General features: G+C 70.3%; 17 protein-coding genes and 1 tRNA gene. 5 read left to right on the top strand and 13 right to left on the bottom strand.

All coding sequences use genetic code 11. From position 1 onward, the window contains the following. The first annotated feature begins 16 nt into the window (after window positions 1-16). Complete coding sequence (locus G6045_RS05345) at window positions 17-1,576, top strand: aldehyde dehydrogenase family protein (protein WP_165330629.1); 1,560 nt, start codon at window positions 17-19, stop codon at window positions 1,574-1,576. Window positions 1,577-1,635: 59 nt separating this feature from the next. On the opposite strand, the gene G6045_RS05340 is transcribed toward G6045_RS05345, so the two are convergent. After that, window positions 1,636-2,958 (bottom strand): DUF2254 domain-containing protein, encoded by a 1,323-nt coding sequence (locus tag G6045_RS05340; RefSeq protein ID WP_165330628.1) that lies wholly within the window; start codon window positions 2,956-2,958, stop codon window positions 1,636-1,638. A 131-nt stretch (window positions 2,959-3,089) separates the two neighbouring features. On the opposite strand from G6045_RS05340, the gene G6045_RS05335 reads away from it, so the two are divergent. Then, window positions 3,090-3,177: transfer RNA gene (locus G6045_RS05335), tRNA-Leu, on the top strand. Window positions 3,178-3,248: 71 nt separating this feature from the next. Here G6045_RS05335 and G6045_RS05330 read toward each other — a convergent pair. Then, on the bottom strand, window positions 3,249-3,932 hold the full coding sequence (locus G6045_RS05330; protein ID WP_165330627.1) for an alpha/beta fold hydrolase: 684 nt from the start codon (window positions 3,930-3,932) through the stop codon (window positions 3,249-3,251). A gap of 206 nt (window positions 3,933-4,138) precedes the next feature. On the opposite strand from G6045_RS05330, the gene G6045_RS05325 reads away from it, so the two are divergent. The 3 genes from G6045_RS05325 (at window position 4,139) to G6045_RS05315 (ending at window position 8,465) form a co-directional block, all read left to right on the top strand. Then, a complete protein-coding gene (locus G6045_RS05325; protein ID WP_165330626.1) occupies window positions 4,139-5,695 on the top strand; it encodes a flavin-containing monooxygenase in 1,557 nt (518 codons plus the stop codon). A 72-nt stretch (window positions 5,696-5,767) separates the two neighbouring features. Beyond that, the gene (locus G6045_RS05320) at window positions 5,768-6,739 is read left to right on the top strand and encodes an AurF N-oxygenase family protein (protein WP_165330625.1); all 972 of its coding nucleotides are present in this window, start codon (window positions 5,768-5,770) and stop codon (window positions 6,737-6,739) included. A gap of 118 nt (window positions 6,740-6,857) precedes the next feature. Continuing rightward, complete coding sequence (locus G6045_RS05315) at window positions 6,858-8,465, top strand: FAD-dependent oxidoreductase (RefSeq protein WP_165330624.1); 1,608 nt, start codon at window positions 6,858-6,860, stop codon at window positions 8,463-8,465. Between the two features lie 150 nt (window positions 8,466-8,615). Here the strand turns inward: G6045_RS05315 and G6045_RS05310 are convergent, their stop codons facing one another. From G6045_RS05310 to G6045_RS05260, 11 genes are all read right to left on the bottom strand, one after another. Beyond that, window positions 8,616-9,305, bottom strand: coding sequence for a TetR/AcrR family transcriptional regulator (locus tag G6045_RS05310; RefSeq protein ID WP_165330623.1), 690 nt, complete (start codon window positions 9,303-9,305; stop codon window positions 8,616-8,618). Window positions 9,306-9,372: 67 nt separating this feature from the next. Continuing rightward, the gene (locus G6045_RS05305) at window positions 9,373-10,473 is read right to left on the bottom strand and encodes a HEAT repeat domain-containing protein (RefSeq protein WP_165330622.1); all 1,101 of its coding nucleotides are present in this window, start codon (window positions 10,471-10,473) and stop codon (window positions 9,373-9,375) included. A 72-nt stretch (window positions 10,474-10,545) separates the two neighbouring features. Then, window positions 10,546-10,995, bottom strand: a complete 450-nt coding sequence (locus G6045_RS05300) for a MaoC family dehydratase (protein ID WP_165330621.1) — start codon at window positions 10,993-10,995, stop codon at window positions 10,546-10,548. Window positions 10,996-11,004: 9 nt separating this feature from the next. After that, a complete protein-coding gene (locus G6045_RS05295) occupies window positions 11,005-12,519 on the bottom strand; it encodes an acyl-CoA synthetase (RefSeq protein ID WP_165330620.1) in 1,515 nt (504 codons plus the stop codon). 36 nt (window positions 12,520-12,555) lie between these two features. Then, window positions 12,556-13,431, bottom strand: a complete 876-nt coding sequence (locus tag G6045_RS05290) for an amidohydrolase family protein (protein WP_165330643.1) — start codon at window positions 13,429-13,431, stop codon at window positions 12,556-12,558. A gap of 5 nt (window positions 13,432-13,436) precedes the next feature. Continuing rightward, window positions 13,437-14,354, bottom strand: a complete 918-nt coding sequence (locus tag G6045_RS05285; protein WP_165330619.1) for an SDR family NAD(P)-dependent oxidoreductase — start codon at window positions 14,352-14,354, stop codon at window positions 13,437-13,439. Next, window positions 14,341-15,303, bottom strand: a complete 963-nt coding sequence (locus G6045_RS05280) for a branched-chain amino acid ABC transporter permease (RefSeq protein ID WP_165330618.1) — start codon at window positions 15,301-15,303, stop codon at window positions 14,341-14,343. Before G6045_RS05280 ends, G6045_RS05285 begins: the two co-directional genes overlap by 14 nt. Further along, window positions 15,300-16,163 (bottom strand): branched-chain amino acid ABC transporter permease, encoded by an 864-nt coding sequence (locus G6045_RS05275; RefSeq protein WP_165330617.1) that lies wholly within the window; start codon window positions 16,161-16,163, stop codon window positions 15,300-15,302. The genes G6045_RS05280 and G6045_RS05275 overlap by 4 nt, the downstream gene beginning before the upstream one ends. After that, on the bottom strand, window positions 16,160-16,834 hold the full coding sequence (locus G6045_RS05270; RefSeq protein WP_165330616.1) for an ABC transporter ATP-binding protein: 675 nt from the start codon (window positions 16,832-16,834) through the stop codon (window positions 16,160-16,162). Before G6045_RS05270 ends, G6045_RS05275 begins: the two co-directional genes overlap by 4 nt. After that, window positions 16,831-17,598 carry an ABC transporter ATP-binding protein gene (locus G6045_RS05265; protein ID WP_165330615.1) on the bottom strand — a complete coding sequence of 256 codons (768 nt, stop codon included), beginning with the start codon at window positions 17,596-17,598 and terminating at the stop codon, window positions 16,831-16,833. The genes G6045_RS05270 and G6045_RS05265 overlap by 4 nt, the downstream gene beginning before the upstream one ends. Then, entirely contained in the window at window positions 17,595-18,782 is a 1,188-nt protein-coding gene (locus G6045_RS05260) for an ABC transporter substrate-binding protein (protein WP_165330614.1), read from the bottom strand. The genes G6045_RS05265 and G6045_RS05260 overlap by 4 nt, the downstream gene beginning before the upstream one ends. Window positions 18,783-18,807: the final 25 nt, after the last annotated feature.

Genomic DNA, 18,807 nt, shown 5'->3' with positions numbered 1-18,807 from the left:
TGAGCGGAGACCCTTCATGGCAACAACCCTCAACACCTCCGACACCCTCGCCCTCAAGCCAGGGACTTCCTGGAGCGACGCCTGGCAGCGCTGCCTCGCCGTCGCCCCCGAGGCCTTCCAGGACGACCGCGTCCGCAATCTGTGGAACGGCACCTGGCAGGCCGACGGCCGCGCCCTGCCGGCCACGAGCCCCGTCGACGGCAGCCCGATCGCCGGTCCGCCGCGACTCGACTCCGAGACCGCGCGGGCCGCGGTCCGCGCCTCTCTCGACCAGCACCGCGCCTGGCGCCATGTGCCGCTCGAGGAACGCCGCGCCAAGGTGGCCGCGACCCTCGACGCGCTCACCGAACACCGCGAACTGCTCGCGCTGCTCCTCGTCTGGGAGATCGGCAAGCCCTGGCGCCTGGCCCAGGCCGACGTCGACCGTGCGATCGACGGAGTGCGCTGGTACGTGGACGGCATCGAGCCCATGCTCGAAGGCCGCTCCCCGCTCGACGGCCCGGTGTCCAACATCGCGAGCTGGAACTACCCGATGTCCGTCCTGGTGCACGCGATGCTTGTGCAGGCCCTGGCCGGCAACGCGGTGATCGCCAAGGCCCCGACCGACGGCGGCGTCGCCTGCCTCACGCTGGCCTGCGCCCTCGCCGTACGCGAAGGCATCCCGGTCACGCTCGTCAGCGGCAGCGGCGGCGAGCTGTCCGAGGCCCTCGTCCGCTCCCCGGAGATCGGCTGCGTCTCCTTCGTCGGCGGCCGCGACACGGGAGCGGCGGTCGCCACGGCCGTCGCCGACCTCGGCAAGCGCCACAACCTCGAACAGGAGGGCCTCAACACCTGGGGCATCTGGAACTTCTCCGACTGGCCCTCGCTGTCCGCCGTCATCCCCAAGCTCTTCGACTACGGCAAGCAGCGCTGCACCGCGTACCCGCGCTTCGTCGTGCAGCGGTCGCTGTTCGACCAGTTCCTCGACGCCTACCTGCCGGCCGTACGGGACATCCGCATCGGCCACCCGCTGGCCGTCGCCGACCCGTCCGACCCGCTGCCGTCCCTGGACTTCGGCCCGCTCATCAACGCGGCGAAGGCCAAGGAACTGGCCGACCAAGTCGCCGAGGCGATCGACCGCGGCGCGGTCCCGCTCCACCGCGGCTCCCTCGCGGCCGGCCACTTCCTGCCCGGCCAGGACACCTCGGCGTACCTGACCCCGGTCACGCTCCTCAACCCGCCCCCGTCGTCCCCGCTGCACCACGCGGAACCCTTCGGCCCGGTCGACACGATCGTCCTGGTCGACACCGAGGCGGAGCTGCTCGCCGCGATGAACGCCTCGAACGGCGCGCTCGTGGCCACCCTGTCCACCGACGACAGGTCCACCTACGAGCGTCTCGCCCCGCAGATCCGCGCCTTCAAGGTCGGCCACGGCAAGCCCCGCTCCCGCGGCGACCGCGACGAGCTCTTCGGTGGCTTCGGCGCGTCCTGGCGCGGCGCCTTCGTCGGCGGCGAACTCCTCGTCCGCTCGGTCACCCATGGCCCGGCGGGGGAGCGGATCCCGGGGAACTTCCCGGACTACCACCTGATGCCGTAGCGGCACATCGTCGGGCGTTCGCTCCCCAACCGATCCCTTGGTCTTCTCAGCTGGTCTTCTCAGCCGATCCCTTGGTGATCCGGATGGAGGGCGAACGCCCGGTCCGCGGCCTGCGGCACCGCTGCCTCCACCGCCTCGACGAGCAGCGCCCGGTGCCGCAGCAACGGCCGGCTGCGCTCGGCGGGCGCGAGCAGCAGCAGATCGTCGAGCCCGGCGATGATCCGTCGGGTGACCTGGGGCTGATCCGGTGCATGCAGACGGATTTCCGCGAACCCCAGATCGACCAACTCGTCCCACCCGGGCACCGGTTGGATCAGCCGCACCCGCCCGCGCCGGTCGCAGTGCCGCACGGCCTCCAACGGCTTGTCGACCAGCGCGGCCAGGAACTGGACGATCCGGTCCAGCGCCTGCACCGCGGTGGTCGGATCGTTCACCGCCGGCGACAGCGCCCGCAGCGCGATGTCCGACAGCTGCCGCAGCCCGAACCCCAGATCCTGATGGAAGGTCCGCTCGACCCCGACCGACACGGTGTACGCAAGGGCCCGCCGCGAAGGCGCCGCCCCGCCGTGCACCGCGAGCACCGGAGTCCCCGGCACCACGAAATCCCCGATCCGCGGAATCAGCCGCAGCACGGTGCCCTCCTTGCGAGCCGCACGCACCAGCCGCGCGATATGCACATCCCGCAGCACACCGGCCCGCCCGTGATGCGCGATCCGCGCGGTCTCCAGGCCCGGCTCCCCACCGGCGGCCCGCGCCGACGGCTGCTTGGCCACCACACGGAAGGCCTCGCGAGTGATCCGGTCGATCACGAAGCCGACCCGCATCATCCGCAGCGTCCCGTTCACATAGCCGATGAACAGAAACAGACTCAGCCCCACCATCACCAGCGCCAGGACGGCCTGCACCATCGGCACGCTGTCCACGGCGTGCGGGTCGGGCTCACCGTCGTACGACATGAGCACGAGCAGCGAGAGCAGAAACGTCGCCAGAAAGACGGTGAAGGTCAGCTTGGCGATCCGTGACCGGACGAAGATCCGCACGACCCGCGGACTGAACTGCCCACTGGCCATCTGCACGGCCACGAGCGAGATGCTGAACACCACACCGATGAAGGTCATCATCGCCGAGCTGATGACGGTGACGACGGCCTTCACGTCATCGGCGAACCCGATGGCGCGGGTGAGCGCCCGCTCGTCGTCGCCCGTCTGCAGCGCCCGGAGAATCTCGCCGTCGGCATACGCGGCAAGCAGCCACAGCCCGAAGATCACGACGATCCCGGCCGTGGGCGCGAACCAGAAGGTGTCCCGCAGATGCTCCCGCAGCGGCGACAACGGCCTCGGCAAACGCCCTGGTGGGCCATCCGTGACGACATGATCACTCATGGTGAGACGGTAGATCGGCCCGGCCCCGCACCCCCGCAGCCGCCCCGAATACGCAGGTGAAAGGCACCCCGAAAGCTTGGTATTGTTGTCCATGTCGCCACGGGGAACACCCCGTGAACGACAGACACCTTGTCCGGGTGGCGGAATGGCAGACGCGCTAGCTTGAGGTGCTAGTGCCCTTTATCGGGCGTGGGGGTTCAAGTCCCCCCTCGGACACCAACCAGAACCCCACGGCTTCTTCAAACCGTGGGGTTCTGTCGTTGTGGCGCCCCCTCATATCCCGCCCACCGCTACGAGTCGGCGGCCTCCGCCAGTGCGCGGGCCAGTTCGCGAGGGCGGGTGGTCATCGGCCAGTGGCCCGAGTCGAGGTCCATGTACGAGAGGTGGGTGGCGCGGGCCAGCTCGGGGCTGTCGCCGTCGGCGATCCACTCCTTGGCCTGGGCCGGGGTGAACTCGGGGCAGACCAGCACGACGGGGACGTCGAAGCGGCGCTCGTCCGTCAGGTGCACGACCCCCTTGGTGACTCCCTCGGGGACGGGGACGGCGGTGGACTCGAAGCGGTGCCGGGCCTCCTCGTCCAGGTCGGCGGAGTCGGCTCCTTCGAAGGGGGCCCAGCCAGGGAAGGGCATGACGCCGTCCTCCGTTGCGAAGTAGTCGGCGTAGGCGCGTCCGTCGGGGGCGGGGAAGCCGCCGATCAATACGGCCTTGGCCACCTTCTCCGGCCGCGCGTCGGCGGCCAGCCAGGCCAGGCTTGCCGCGGCGGAGTGCCCCACTACCAGGGGCTTGCCGGGCGCCGCGTCCACGGCGGCGAGCACTGCGGCCAGTTGGTCGTCGAGCGTCGCCGAGGCGGTGCCGTCGCCTTGGCCGGGAAGCGTGAGCGGCACCGGACGGTGGCCGAGCGCGGTGAGTTCGGGCGCGACGTCGTCCCATGCGGATCCGTCGAGCCACAGGCCGGCGATGAGCAGGATGTCCACGGGTGTGCTCCTGGAGAGAGTCGGACCTGGCTGCCGCCACGCTAGCGGCAGGCGCTGACAGCGATCCGTCTTCCCTCGGCTCCCTGCTCGGCCTCACGTGACCCACATCACGTTACCGCCGGTATCTGAAACAGTGTGTCGCAGGTAAATTGCGGGAACGCACAGAGAAGGAACCGCGTGCCCGACCGAGAGTGGGGACCTCCGCAATGGAGCAGCAGCACGTCGACGTCCTGGTGATCGGTGCCGGAATCTCCGGCATCAGCGCCGCCTGTCATGTCCTGCGGGACGCGCCCGGCACTTCGCTCGTCGTGCTCGAGCGGCGCGCGCGGGTCGGTGGCACCTGGGATCTCTTCCGGTATCCCGGCATCCGCTCCGACTCGGACATGTCCACCTTCGGATTCGGCTTCCGGCCCTGGCGCGACGCGCGCATCCTGGCCGGCGGTGCGGAGATCCGGCAGTACGTCGAGGACGCCGCGGGCGACGCCGGGGTGCTCGAGCACATCCGCTTCGGGCGGCGCGCGATCCGTGCGAACTTCTCGCACGCCACCGGGCGTTGGGAGGTCGAGGTCGAGGACGAGGCCACGGGCGAGCGCGAGTCGTACAGTGCGGGCTACCTCGTCGGTGCGACCGGCTACTACGACTACGACCGGCCGTATCGCCCGCAGTTCCCGGGCGAGGCCGACTACCAGGGCACCGTGGTCCATCCGCAGCACTGGCCGGAGGATCTCGACCACAGCGGCAAGCGTGTCGTCGTCATCGGGTCAGGTGCCACCGCCATCACCTTGCTGCCCGCGATGGCCGGCGAAGCCGCGCACGTCACCATGCTGCAGCGCTCGCCCACGTACATCCTCGCGCTGCCCGAGATCGACCCGCTCACCTACGTGCTGCAGAAGTTGCGCGCCCCCGCGGCGCTGACGCACAGGATCGCGCGGGCGCGCAACATCGCGCTGCAGCGCGGGAGTTACGCCTTCTGCCGCAAGTACCCGCGCCTCGCCCGCAAGGCGCTCCTCGGCCTCGTACGGGCCCGGGCCGGAAAGAGTGTCGAGATGCGGCACTTCAGCCCGCGCTACAAGCCGTGGGACCAGCGGCTGTGCGTGGTGCCCGGCGGTGATCTGTTCAAGGTCCTCAAGAGCGGCAAGGCGTCGATCGCCACCGATCACATCGACACCTTCACCGCCGACGGCATCCGCCTGAAGTCCGGCGAGGAGCTGAAGGCCGACATCGTGGTCACCGCCACCGGCCTGAGCGTCCGTCTCCTGGGCGGCATGGAACTCACCGTCGAAGGACGCCCCGTGGACATCGCGAACCGTGTCCTCTACAAGGCCGTTCTGCTCGAGGGCGTACCCAACATGTCCCTCGTGATCGGCTACACCAACGCCTCCTGGACCCTGAAGGCGGACCTCGCGGCCGACTACACCGCCCGCCTGCTCGCGCACATGCGGCGGCACGGGCACGACATCGCCACGCCGGTGGCCTCGGACGGCGACCGTTCCGAGTTCTCCGTCATGGGCGAGGCGCTGACCTCGGGCTATATCGCCCGGGCCGATGAGGTCATGCCGCGCCAGGGCACCCGTGACCCGTGGCGGCTGTGGAACAACTACTACCGCGACCGCGCCATGCTCCGGTCCGCCCCCATCGACGACAGCGCCCTGCGCTTCGAGAAGGCGGACCCCTCCCGCGCGGACGCCGCCGCGGATTCCTCTCGCGCGGACGTTGCCGCTGATGCTCGTGCGGACGTCGAGGAACCGACCCGCGCCGCCTGACGGGCCGGCCGGAACGGCTCGTCCCCGCAACCCCGCTCGTCCAAGCCACCCCGCAGACAACCGAGGACGAAGATGACCGCGAACCTGACCAGGAAGGTCTACGACGAGCGCCTGCGGACCCTGTCCGAAGGCTCCGTCAACGTCAACTTCAACGCCTTCACCGACATCAAGTGGGACGACCCCGAGTTCGCCGTGGACACCGGCGACCCCCGCTGGGTGCTCACCTCCGCGGACGCCCTGGGCGCCCACCCGTGGTACCAGGAGCAGCCGCTCGAGACGCGGATACGGATCGGGATCTGGCGGTGGGCGACCATCGCCAAGGTGGGCATGCAGTTCGAGAACCTGCTCATGCGCGGTGCGCTGGACTACATCTACCAACTGGGCAACCGCAACGAGGAGTTCAGGTATCTCACCCACGAGATCACCGAGGAGACCCACCACACCCAGATGTTCCAGGAGCTGGTCAACCGCACCGGCGTGGACACCGCCGGCGGAAAGCGCTGGTTCCGGCAGCTGAGCCGGGTCCTGCCGCTGGCCGGTTCGCTCTACCCGGAGGCGTTCTTCACCGGCATCCTCGCCGGCGAGGAGCCCATCGACCACCTGCAGAAGGCGGCCCTGCGCAGCGGGGAGCCGGTGCACCCGCTCCCGCAGCGGATCATGCAGATCCACATCGCGGAGGAGGCCCGGCACATCTCCTTCGCCCATGAGTTCCTGCGCCTGCGCGTCCCGCGCTACGGCAAGGCCCGCCGCGGCGCCCTGTCCGTGCTCTTCCCGCTGATCATGCGGGTGCTGTGCGACGTCATCATGATCCCCGACCGGAAGTCCGCCGCCGAGGTGGGCATTCCCGCCTGGGTGCTCAAGGACGTCTTCTGGAAGTCCGACGCCGGCCGGAAGATGCTCCACGACCTCTTCTCCGACGTACGGATGCTCGCCGAGGACATCGGTCTGATGAACAAGGTGTCCCGTCCGGTGTGGAAGGCGCTGCGGATCAACGGCAGGCCCGCGCGCTTCCGCGGCGAACCCGCCCCGCTCACCGCCGACTGAACGGCCGGGGGCCGCACGGCCCCGCTCGCTGAACCGCCGGGAGCCGCACCGCCCGCCCGCTCAACGGCCGCAGGCCGCACCGCACTTCCCTGACCATCCGAACGGAGACCAGCCCGCCGTGCCGTACGTCGTCACCCGATCCTGCTGCGCCGACGCCTCGTGCGTGCTGGCCTGCCCGGTCAACTGCATCCATCCCGCGCCGGGAGAGCCGGGCTTCGGCACGACCGAGATGCTGTACGTCGATCCGCGCACCTGCGTGGACTGCGGAGCCTGTACGACGGCCTGTCCGGTCGACGCGCTCAAGCCCCATACGGCGCTCACCGAAGGGGAGTTGCCGTTCCTGGAGCTGAACGCGTCGTACTACAAGGAGAACCCGCACACCGATCGCGCGCCCATGTACGTGGTGCCCGCTCAACGTGCCCTTCCCGCAGGCGAGTTGTCCGTCGCCGTCGTCGGTGCGGGGCCCGCGGGCCTGTTCGCCGCCGATGAGCTCCTGCGCCACCCGGGCGTGCGCGTCACCGTCCTCGACCGGCTCCCGACGCCGTACGGTCTGGCGCGGGCCGGTGTCGCGCCGGACCACCAGGACACCAAGCAGGTCACCGAGCTCTTCCGGGCCATCGAGTCACAGGCCGGCTTCCGCTACCGCCTCGGCGTCGAGGTCGGCACCGACCTCACGCACGCCGACCTGCTGCGTGAGCACCACGCGGTGATCTACGCCGTCGGTGCCGCGACCGACAAGCGCCTCGGCATCGAGGGCGAGGACCTGGCAGGCAGCGTGTCCGCAACGGAGTTCGTCGCCTGGTACAACGGCCACCCCGACCGCGCACACGAGGCGTACCCCTTTGATACGGAACGCGCCGTCGTCATCGGCAACGGCAATGTCGCCCTCGACGTCGCCCGTATCCTCACCGCCGATCCCGAGGCACTGGCCCGTACCGACATCTCGGACCGCGCACTCGCCGCGCTGCGCGCGAGCAAGGTCCGCGAAGTCGTCCTGCTCGGCCGGCGCGGGCCCGCTCAGGCGGCGTTCACCGTGCCCGAACTCCTGGCGCTTCGTGCCCTGAAGGACGTGGACGTGCGGGTGGAGGGCTGGCCCGAGGACCTGGCGCCCGATGCCACCGAGAAGACCCGGCTGCTGTGGGAGCTGGCCGGCCGGACGCCGGTCGAGGGCCGCCGCCGGATCGTGCTGCGCTTCCTGGCCAGTCCCGTACGGCTCATCGGCGAGGGATCCGTCCAGGCCCTGGAGTTCACCCCCACCACACTGCACACCGACGGCGACGGCACCGTCCGCGCCCGGCCCACCGGCGCGTCGCAGACCCTGGAGGCCGGTCTCGTCCTGCGGTCGGTCGGCTACCGTGCCCGGCCCGTGCCGGGCCTGCCGTTCGACGAGGACAGCGCGACGGTCCCGCATGAGCGCGGCCGGGTGCAGCCCGGTGTCTATGTCGCGGGCTGGATCAAGCGCGGGGCGACCGGCTACATCGGTACGAACAAGACCTGCGCCCAGGAGACGGTCGAGTCCCTGCTCGACGACGTCGCCGCCGGTCTCCTCGGCCGTCCGGAACACCGCGGGGCCGTGGCGGTCGACGGGCTCGGCCTCGACGCATGGCGCGCCATCGACCACGCGGAGCGGTCGGCCGGCGAGGCCCAGGGCCGGCCGCGCGTCAAGCTCACGGACACGGAGTCCCTGCACGGTGCCGCGAACGCCACCCCGGCGGCACGCGGCTGACACCCATGACGTCCGGGACCGCACGGGCTCGGGTCTCTTGTGCGGGACCGGACAGCTTCAGAGCACCCTCGCGCGGGACCGGACAGCTTCAGAGCACCCTCGCGCGGGACCGGACAGCTTCAGAGCACCCTCGCGCGGGGCCGGACAGCTTCAGATCCCTTCCAGCTCCGAGACCTTCTGCTGCGGTGACAGCTCCACACCCAGGTCCCGCAGCGTCGCGTCGAGGACCGCCCAGACCGAGCGGCACAGCATCGCCCGCAGCTCCTCCTCGGACTGCTCGCGCCCGGGGTCGTGGACCCACTGATTGACCGCGGTGTCCACGAACCCCACGATCCCCACCGCGACCGAACGGATCGGCGCCTCCCGCAGCCCGAGCGCCCGCAGGATGTCCCCGAAGCGGTCGGCCAGCATCAGCGCGATGGCCGACTTGGCGTCCGCCACCAGCGAACCGTCCCCCATCGCATGCTCCCCGACGCCCATGTAGGCGTAGAGCCGCGGATGTTCGACGACCCAGTCCAGATGCGCACCCACCACCCGCTGGACGGACTCCTCGACCGTCCCCTCGAAGCTGAGCGTGGGTTCCATCCGCCGCATGAAGGACTCCACGACCCGGCGCCGGATCAACTCGTCCAGCGTGGCCCGGTCCTTGAAATGCCGGTACAGCACCGATCGCGGCAGCCCCACACGCTCCGCGAGACGCTGTACGCGGAACGCCGTGCCCTCCTCCTCGATGAGCGCGACCGCCGCATCCACCAACTCGACCCGGCGCTGCGCCTTGTGCTCGTCCCAGCGGGTGGAGCGCCCGTCGATCTGCGGCTCACCACCGGTTCTGTCCACCATCCCGCCAGAATATCCACCACCTGACCAGCCACGGAGCCCGAGCACCGGGCTGAGGCGGCGTCCGCGGCTACAGCAGCTCGCACAGGGCCTCGCGCTCGGAGGGAAGCCCCGCCTTCCGGAGCCAGATGATCCGGCCGGCGGTGTTCCCCCAGTCGTCGTCGTGCTCCAATGCGGCCCTCAGGAAGGTGCGCTGGGCCTGCGTGAGCGGGGCCCGATGCCCGTCGGGAAACGCCTTCACCATCAGCGGCCCCCAGTCCCACTCCACCGTGAAGTGGCTGCTCATCCGCAGCATGGCGAGCGCAGCCGGGAGCAGTTCCTCGAGCGTCGTGCGCTCCAGGGCGACCCGCAGGAGCGTGAAGCGGAACCAGCCGTCGAAGTGCGGCAGATGCGGCCGGAACCAGGCATCCGCCTCGGCCGGATGCTCCAGCGCGGCCAGCAGCAGCGCGGTGGCCTTCGCTTCGCCGGCGTTGCGGTCGGCGAGGGCGGCGCAGGTGGCGACGGCGGGGTCGGGATCGTCGAGATACGCCGTGGTGTCCTGACCCCACAGGCCCAAGGTGACGGCGCAGGTGGCCCGCTCCCGCCGGGACGGACTGTGCGCGAGGGTGTGCCGCAGGTGCCCGGCGGCGTGCGGGATGTGTTCCGCGAGCTCGGGGGCGCGCAGGAGATGGGTGACGGTGCCCACCGCCGCCTCCCGTATCGCCGGATGGGGGTCCGACAGATACCGCTGCACGCTCTGGTAGAGCGCGGGCCTGACGGCACGGCATGCCGCGGTCACGCCCGGATCGTTGGAATCCTCGCCACCGGTCGTCTCGCCGTAGGCGGCGCAGTCCGCGATCTGGCCGAGCCATTCGATCAGCGCGGCGCGCAGCGGGCGCGTCCGCTCGTCCCAGGGGTAGTGGCTCTCGTGCTCGGCGAGGGTGCGCGGATGATCGAGGACGGCCGCGACGAAGAGCGCGGCGGGTGGCGTCGCGGAGTAGAGCGAACCTTGGTGGAGCACCGCCATATCGAGCATCCCCAGCGCCTCGGACTGTCTGTCCGCGTCCGAGTCGAGCAGCCCGGCCAAGTACGGAGGGATGTCGCCTGCCGGACCGTAGGCATGCCCCAGCACCTCCCAGTCCGTACGGCTCAACTCGCCTGCCACATACTCGGAGAGCCTCTGCTCCGCCACGCTGCCCACCCCTGGTGTCGGTCCGACGTCGGCGGCACACGATGCCGTACGCCACTGACAACGGGCGCCGTCTCAGCGGTAGAAGCGCGAGACGGACTGCAGCACACAGGCCGGCTTGGGTGCGTCCTCGATTTCGATCGTGCCGTCCACCGTGATCTGGACGCCACCGCCCGGGACGTCGGTGGCTTCGGTGAGGCGGGCGTGCAGGCGTAGGCGGGAGTCGGCGGGGACCGGGGCCGGGAAGCGGACCTTGTTGAAGCCGTAGTTGACCTTGGTCCGCACCCCGTCCACGTCCAGGAGTGCCGTGAACATCGGGATGAAGAGCGAGAGAGTGAGCAGGCCGTGGGCGATGGGGACGCCGAAGGGGCCGTTCTTCGCCTGCTCGGGGTCCACATGGATCCACTGGTGGTCGTCGGTGGCGTCCGCGAAGGTGTCGATACGGGTCTGCGGGACCGGGAACCAGTCGCTCGTGCCCAGCTCTTTGCCGGTCAGGCCGACGAGGTCGTCGATGTGCACATGCATGAGGGCTCCTCAGCCGTGGAGGTCGCGCAGGCGGGATTTGAGGATCTTTCCGGCCGCGTTGCGCGGCAGTTCGTCGGCGAACACCACCGACTTGGGGATCTTGTACGAGGCCAGCGCGCCCCGGAGGCCGTCGATGACGCGTGCGGGCGTGAGGCCCGAGCCGGGCCGGGGGATCACGACGGCGCGGCCGACCTCGCCCCAGGTGGGGTCGGGGACGCCGATGACGGCGCAGTCGAGGACGTCGGGGTCGGCCGCGATGGCCTTTTCGACCTCGGCCGGATAGATGTTCTCGCCGCCGGAGATGATCATGTCCTTGAGCCGGTCGGTGATGAACGCGTAGCCGTCCTCGTCGAGTACGGCCAGATCGCCGGTGTGGAACCAGCCGTCCCTGAGGACGGCGGCGCTCTGGTCGGGCAGGCCCCAGTAACCGGCCATGACATGCGGGCCGTTGACCAGGACCTCGCCCGGCTCGCCCGGTGTGACGTCGGCGCCGTCGGGGCCGACGACGCGTACGTCGGTGAAGAAGTGCGGCACTCCGGCGGAGCCGGTCTTGGTCACGGCGTGGGCCGCGTCGAGGAACAGCGTTCCGGGAGCCGCCTCCGTCATCCCGTATCCCTGGAGGAAGGTCAGGCCCCGGGCGGCGTAGGTCTCGATGAGGGAGGTCGGGACCGGGGAGCCGCCGCAGGTCAGCAGACGCAGTGAAGTCAGGTCCGCGGCGGGCCACTTGGGGGACCGGGCGAGCTCGTTGAACATGGTGGGTACACCGAACATGAACGTGACCCGGTGGCGCTCGATCAGCTCGAAGGTGGAGTCGGGTGTGAAGGCCGGGACGAGGACGCAGGCGCCGCCCTTGAGCAGCACCGGCAGGGTGAGCATGTTGAGCGCGGCGGTGTGGAACAGGGGCGCCGACACCAGCGCGGTCTCATCCGCGATCAGGTCGGTGTCGACCAGGACGTTGAGGGCGTTCCAGGTGAGGTTGGCATGGGTGAGGGCGGCGCCCTTGGGACGGCCCGTGGTCCCCGAGGTGTACATGATCAGGCACAGGTCGTCGGGAGCCACCGGCTCGTCGAGCGGGTCCTTCGGGGCCGCCCGCATCATCTCCGCGTAGTCGACCGCAAAGGGGGACGGGTCCGCGAGCGCCACGTGCACGCGGACGTCCGTCGTGGCGCGCAGGGAGTCGACCAGTGGTGCGTGGGTCGGGGCGTGGATCAGGACGGACACCCCGGAGTCGGCGAGCTGATAGCCGATCTCCGGAGCGGCCAGGCGGGTGTTGAGCGGGACGAAGACGGCGCCGATCGCGCCGGTGGCGAACAGCGTCTCCAGGAACGACGGGTGGTTGGGGCCGAGATAGCCGACGCGGTCGCCGCGCTGCACGCCCAATGTGCGTAACGCGTGGGCGAGTTGGAGGACTCGCCGGTGCAGCTCGCCGTAGGTGATCGTGCTGCCGTCGTGGATCAGGGCGGTGCGGTGCGGGGTCTTGCGCGCTCTGCGCGCCGGCCACGACCCGATTCCCTCGTTGCGCATGTGCGTGACCTCCTTTCGACTCCTCGCGCGGACGGCTCAGGTCTTCCGCAGCCCCAGCAGTCGCGCCGCGTTCTCCTTGAGGATCAGGGGCCGCACCTCGTCCTTGATCGGGAGCTCGGCGAAGTCGGCCAGCCAGCGGTCCGGAGTCAGCAGCGGGTAGTCGGAGCCGAACAGCACCTTCTCCCTGAGCAAGGTGTTGGCGTACTGGACGAGCTGCGGCGGGAAGTACTTCGGCGACCAGCCGGACAGGTCGATGTAGACGCCCGGCTTGTGCGTGGCGATGCTCAGCGCCTCGTCCTGCCAGGGGAACGAGGGGTGGGCCAGGATGATCTTCAGATGCGGGAAGTCGACGGCCACGTCGTCGACATGCAGCGGATTGGAGTACTTCAGCCGGATGCCGCCACCGCCCGGAATCCCGGAGCCGATCCCGGTCTGCCCGGTGTGGAACAGCGCGATGGCGCCGAGCTCCTCGATCGCCTCGTACAGGCCGTAGGCGATCCGGTCGTTGGGGAAGAAGCCCTGGACGTTGGGGTGGAACTTGAACCCCCGTACGCCGAACTCCTCGACCAGACGCCGCACTTGGCGCACACCCGCCTTGCCCCGGAACGGGTCGATCGAGGCGAACGGGATGAGGACGTCCGGGTTGGCCGCGGCCGCCTGGGCCACCTCTTCGTTGGGCACGGGCGGCGTCCCGGTGGCGTGCTCGGCGTCCACGGTGAACACCACGGCGGCCATGGAGCGCTCACGGTAATAGGCCGCGATCTCCTCCAGAGTGGGCTTGCGCCGGGCCGGGTCGATCTTGAAGTACGTGCTGGACGCGTCGCTCAACTCCTCGTCCAGGGAGGCGTTCCCGCGCGCGGACACCTCGGCGTGCGTGTGCACGTCGATGGCGGTGAGCTCGTCGGGGTTCAGCACGGTCAGCCCTCCGGGACCACGGGGGCCGGGATGCCCACGGACTGGGGCGCGCGGCCGAGCGAGGCGGGCCAGACGGCGGCGATCGTCTCCGGTGTCCAGCCGCCGTCGGCGTAGGCCGCCGCGATCTCCTGCGGGTGCGACCAGAGCGCGAGCTTGTCCCCGCCGATGCCGATGCACTGCCCGGTGATGCCGCGGGCCGCGTCCGAGGCGAGGTACGGGACGAGTGCGGCGCAGTCCTCCGGTGTGCCGAACCCCTCGCCCTTGCGCAGGAAATCGGGCAGCGGACGGCCCTTGCGCTGCTCCTCTATATACGGGGCGAACACCGGGATCGTCTCGGTCATGGCGGTGGCCGCGACGGGGATGATCGCATTGACGGTGATCTCGGACCTGGCGAGCTCCATCGACCAGGTGCGGGCCATGGCGGCGATACCCGCCTTGGCCGCGGCGTAGTTGGTCTGCCCGAAGTTGCCGCGCTGTCCGGCGGGCGAGCCGACCAGGACGAGCGAGCCGCCGTCGCCCTGCTCCCGCATCCGTACGGCGGCGGCCCGGGCGCAGGTGAACGTGCCCCGCAGATGGACGCCGAGGACCGCGTCGAAATCGTCGTCGGACATCTTCCACAGCACCCGGTCGCGCAGGATCCCGGCGTTGGTCACCATGACGTCGAGCCGCCCGAACGCCTCGACGGCCCGCCCCACGAGGCGGTCGGCGGCCGCGGCGTCCCCCACGGGCACGACCTCCGCCACCGCCTGCCCGCCCGCGCCGGTGATCTCCTTGACGGCCGCCGCGGCGATCTCCTCGTCGACGTCGTTGACCACGACCGAGGCGCCCGTACGAGCCAGCGCCCGCGCATAGGCGAGCCCGAGGCCCCGCCCGCCACCGGTCACGACGGCCACCTTGCCGTTGAGATCAATTCGGCTCATAGTGCATCTCCTTCGGGGCAGTTGACGGAGTGTCGGCAGGCTCCGAGGTGCGGCGTCGCGGCCATCGGACGTGCCGTGCCCACCAGGACGTCGCGCTGGGCACCAGACCGCGCGGCAGGAAGAGCACCACGAGGATCAGCAGCACTCCGTAGACGGCATAGGACAGGACCGCGGGCGCGGAGGCGGGCATGCCCTCGCGGGTGCCGAGGTCGTTGAGCCACTGGAGCAGCAGGGTGATCGCGGTGGCGCCGGCGAGCGCACCCCAGATGGTGCCCGCGCCGCCGACGACGACCATCACCACGTATTCGAAGGAAAGGAGCACGGGGAACGAACCGGGCGACACATAGCCGATGTAGAAGGCGTAGATGCCGCCCGCCAGTCCGGCGAAGCCCGCCGAGAGGCTGAAGACGACCAGTTTGTACGTGGCCACCGGCACCCCGGACGACTCGGCGGCGACCTCACTGGTGGCAAGGGCCCGCAGTCCGCGCCCCGGCCGGGAGGCCACGACGTTCCGCGTGATCAGGACGACCAGGAGCAGGGCCGCGAGAGCGAGATAGATGTACGGACGGTCGCCGGAGAATTCGTAACCGCCGATGTTCAGGAGCGGGATGCCCTGCAGGCCGATGTCGCCGCCGGTCCACGCCTGCTGTCCCACGACGCTCAGGAGCACCAGCTGGACGGCGAGTGTGGCGAAGGCGAGACGGTGGCCGCGCAGGCGCAGGAGCGGGATGCCGATCAGGGCGGCGGCCGCGGTGGCGACGAACGGCGCGGCGAGCAGGCCGAGCCAGGTCGGCCGGCCATGGGTGGCGATCAGGGCCGCGGTGTAGGCGCCGATCATGGTGAAGGAGGCCTGGCCGAGGGAGACTTGGCCGGCGTAGCCCATCAGCATGGACAGGCCCGTGACCACGATCGCGGAAAGCAGCAGGAGGACAAGGACGGATTCGTTCATCGGGCCGCCTCTTCGGTGAGCGACGTACGCTGCGAGGCCTGCCAGATCATGATCGCGAGCATCAGGAGCAGCGCGACCACCGTCTGGTACGAGGCGTCCAGATACCCGGCGACCATGGACTCCGCGACGCCCAGGATCAGCGCGCCGACGAGGGCGAGCCCCGGCCGGGTGAGGCCGCCGAGGATCGCGGCGGCGAATCCGCTGGTGATGAGCAGGACATCGCTGTTGTACGAGATCGGCAGGAGCGGGGTGAGCAGCACGCCCGCGGCGCCGCCGAGCATCCCGCCGAGGGCGAAGGCGATCAGTCCCATACGGGTCACGTCGATGCCCACCGCACGCGCCGCGTAGGGGTTGGAGGCGCAGGCGGTGAAGGCCTTGCCGAGGTAGGTGCGGGTGAAGAACAGGCCGAGCAGGGTGAACACCACCGCGGTCACGCCGATGACGAGGAACGACTGCTTCTGCACGTAGGCGTCGGCGATCTGCACCGAGCCGCGGAGTCCGGGATGGGAACGGGGGTTGTCGCCCCAGATCATGATCTCGACGGCGTACGCGACGAAGCCCACGCCGAGCGTCACGATCAGCGCGGACTGGGCGCTGGTCCCGGGTTTGCCGGTGGCGATGAGACCGACGAGCAGACCGACCGCGCCGGCCACCAGGACCGCGAGGAGCTCGGCGGCCCCGTGCGGGAGCCCGGCCGAGAGCAGCGAACCGGCGGTCAGGCCCGCCACTACGGCGAACATGCCCTGCGCGAAGTTGACCACGTGGGTCACCCGGTGGACGGCCACCAATCCGCTGGCGAGCAGGGCGAAGCCGCAGCCGACGGCCAGGCCCGCGACGAGGTACTGGAGGAAGTCGCTCACAGGACCGCCCCCAGATAGGCGTCGGCGACCTCGGCGCTCGCGGTGAGCTCGGCCGCGGTGCCCTCGGCTCGGATCCGGCCCGCCTCGAGGACGTAACCGCGGCTGCACAGGTCGAGGGCGAGCCGTGCGTTCTGCTCGATCAGGAGCACGGCCATGCCCCGTTCGGCGTTCAGAGTGCGCAGCTGCGCGGCCAGGTCCGCGGTGACCAACGGGGCGAGACCCAGGGAGAGTTCGTCCACGACCACCACATCCGGGTCGGCCATCAGGGCCCGTCCGAACGCGACCATCTGCTGCTCGCCGCCGGACAGGCTGCCCGCGCGCCGCTTGCGCAGGCGGACCAGGCCGGGCAGCACCTCGTACACCTTGCCGGTGTCGCGGGCTTTGGAGTCTCTTCTGCGCCGCCAGGCGCCGAGCGCGAGGTTGTCGTCGACGGTCAGGTCTCCGAAGAGCTGCCGCCCTTCGGGGACGAGGGCGGCGCGGCCGTGCACCGCGACGCGTCCCGACTCCGGGCGGACGATGCCGAGGACCGTGTTGACGAGGGAGGACTTGCCGGCCCCGTTCGGGCCGATGAGCGCGACGAGTTCACCGGCCGCGACCCTCAGGCCGACCCGGTCGAGAGCGGTGGCCGTTCCGTACCGTACGACCAGGTCCTCCGCCTCGATCACGTTCATGCGGCCTCCTTGCCGAGGTAGGCGGCGATGACCCGCTCGTCCTGGCGGATCTCGGCCGGGGTGCCCTCGGCGATGTGCGCGCCGAGGTCGAGCACACTGATCCGGTCGGCGAGCCGGGCGACGAAGGCGACGTCGTGCTCGACGAGCAGCGTCGTCAGGCCCTCGCCCCGAAGCGACTCGATGAGCTGGGCGAGGGCCTCGCGTTCGGCGGCGCGCAGCCCCGAGGCCGGTTCGTCCAGGAGCAGCAGCCGCGGCCGGGCGCACAGCGCGCGGGCCACCTGGAGCGAGCGCTGCTGGCCGAGCGGAAGCTCCTCGGCGGCCCGGTCCGCCCAGTCCTTGAGGCCCACCCGGTCGAGCGCCTCCAGGGCGTCGGCCCTGATCGCCCGCTCTTCCCTGCGGTGCGCCGGAAGCCGGAGCGCCGCCGAGAGGAAGCCGTGCCGGGTTCTGGCGTGCGCGCCGACCATCACGTTCTCCAGGGCCGTCATGCCCAGGAAGAGCCGGGCGCCCTGGAAGACGATCGCGATGCCGAGCTTGGCCCGGGCGTGCGGGGTCAGCCGCTCCAGACGCCGACCCGCATAGGTCAACGTGCCGTGATCGGGCAGGAGATGACCGCTGATCAGATTGAACAGGGTCGATTTTCCTGCCCCGTTGGGCCCGATCACGCCGCGCAGCTCGCCTTCGGCCACGGTCAGGCCGACCTCGCGTACGGCGTAGACACCGCCGAACGCCTTGCCGACGTCGTGCACTTCGAGCAGCGAGGTCATCCCGCGGCCTTGGCGGTCGCGGCATTGCGTTCGGCCGACCACTCGGTGGGCACGAGCTTGCCGTCCTTGACCCGGTTCATGGAGATGTCCGTCGGTTTGAGCCCCGAGTGATCGGTGGGGGAGTAGGTGTACTTGCCCGTCGGGGTGACCAGGGTCAGCGACTCGAGTGCGTCGCGGATCTTCTCCTTGTCGGTGCCGCCCGCCTTCTCGATCGCGGCGGCGAGCAGCTTCACGCCCGCATACCCGTCCATGGCGAACTGCGGCGGCTCGTATCCGTACTTCTCCTTGAACGGGACGGACATCTCCTCGATCGACTTCTTGAGCTTGCCGTCGGGCAGCGTGTCGCCGATGACGCCGATGGCGCTCTGCACGTACACGCCCTCACTCGCCTTGCCCACCGGGTCGAGCCAGAGCTTGCTGGCCTGCGAGGCGGTCATGAACAGGGGAAGCTTGAGGCCCGAGTTGGGGAACTGCTTGGCGAGGGTCACTCCAGGGGCGCCGCTCGCCCACGCGACGAGGGCCTGCGCGCCGGAGCTCCGTACGTGTGTGAAGACCGGGCTGAAGTCGGTCGCCGTGGTCTCGTACGGCTCCTCCTCGACGATCGTCACGCCGTACTTGGCGGCGTACTTCTTCATCCCGGCGAAACCGGCCACGGAGTAGGAGCTCTTGGTGTCGTACGCGACGGCGATCTTGGTGATCTTGTGCGCCTGGAAGTACTGGAGCATCGCCTCGGCGTACTTGGACGAGACCGCCGGCACCACGAACGTGTACTTCTGGACGGGGTCGACCTGTTCGTCCGCCGGGGCCAGGGAGATGTAGGGGATCTTCGCCCGCTCGGCAAGCGGCTCCACCGCGAGGCCGACGTTGGAGAAGGTCGACCCCAGAATCGCGGTGACCCCCTGCGACCTGAGCTCATTGAAATGCAGCACGCCCTGGTCGGGTGCGGTCTTGTCGTCGAGGGTGATCAGTTTGATCTTCCGGCCGTCGATGCCGCCGGCCTTGTTGATCTGGTCGACGGCCAAGTCGACGGTCTTCTTCGCCTCGCCGCCCAGCGGGGCGTAGTTGCCGGTCAGCGACTCGATGAAACCGATCTTGATGGTGTCACCGCCGCCACCGGTGTCCCCGGAGCCGCAGGCGGTCAGGGCCAGCGCGGCCGCCGCCAATAAGGGGATGAGCTTGCGCATGGAAGACCTCCTGGGAATGGATCTG

The sequence above is a fragment of the Streptomyces mesophilus genome (assembly GCF_011044995.1).
In the GTDB taxonomy this organism is placed as follows: Bacteria; Actinomycetota; Actinomycetes; order Streptomycetales; family Streptomycetaceae; genus Streptomyces; species Streptomyces mesophilus.
Note: the sequence above shows the minus strand (reverse complement) of the source record. Positions and strands in the feature narration are given on the sequence as shown.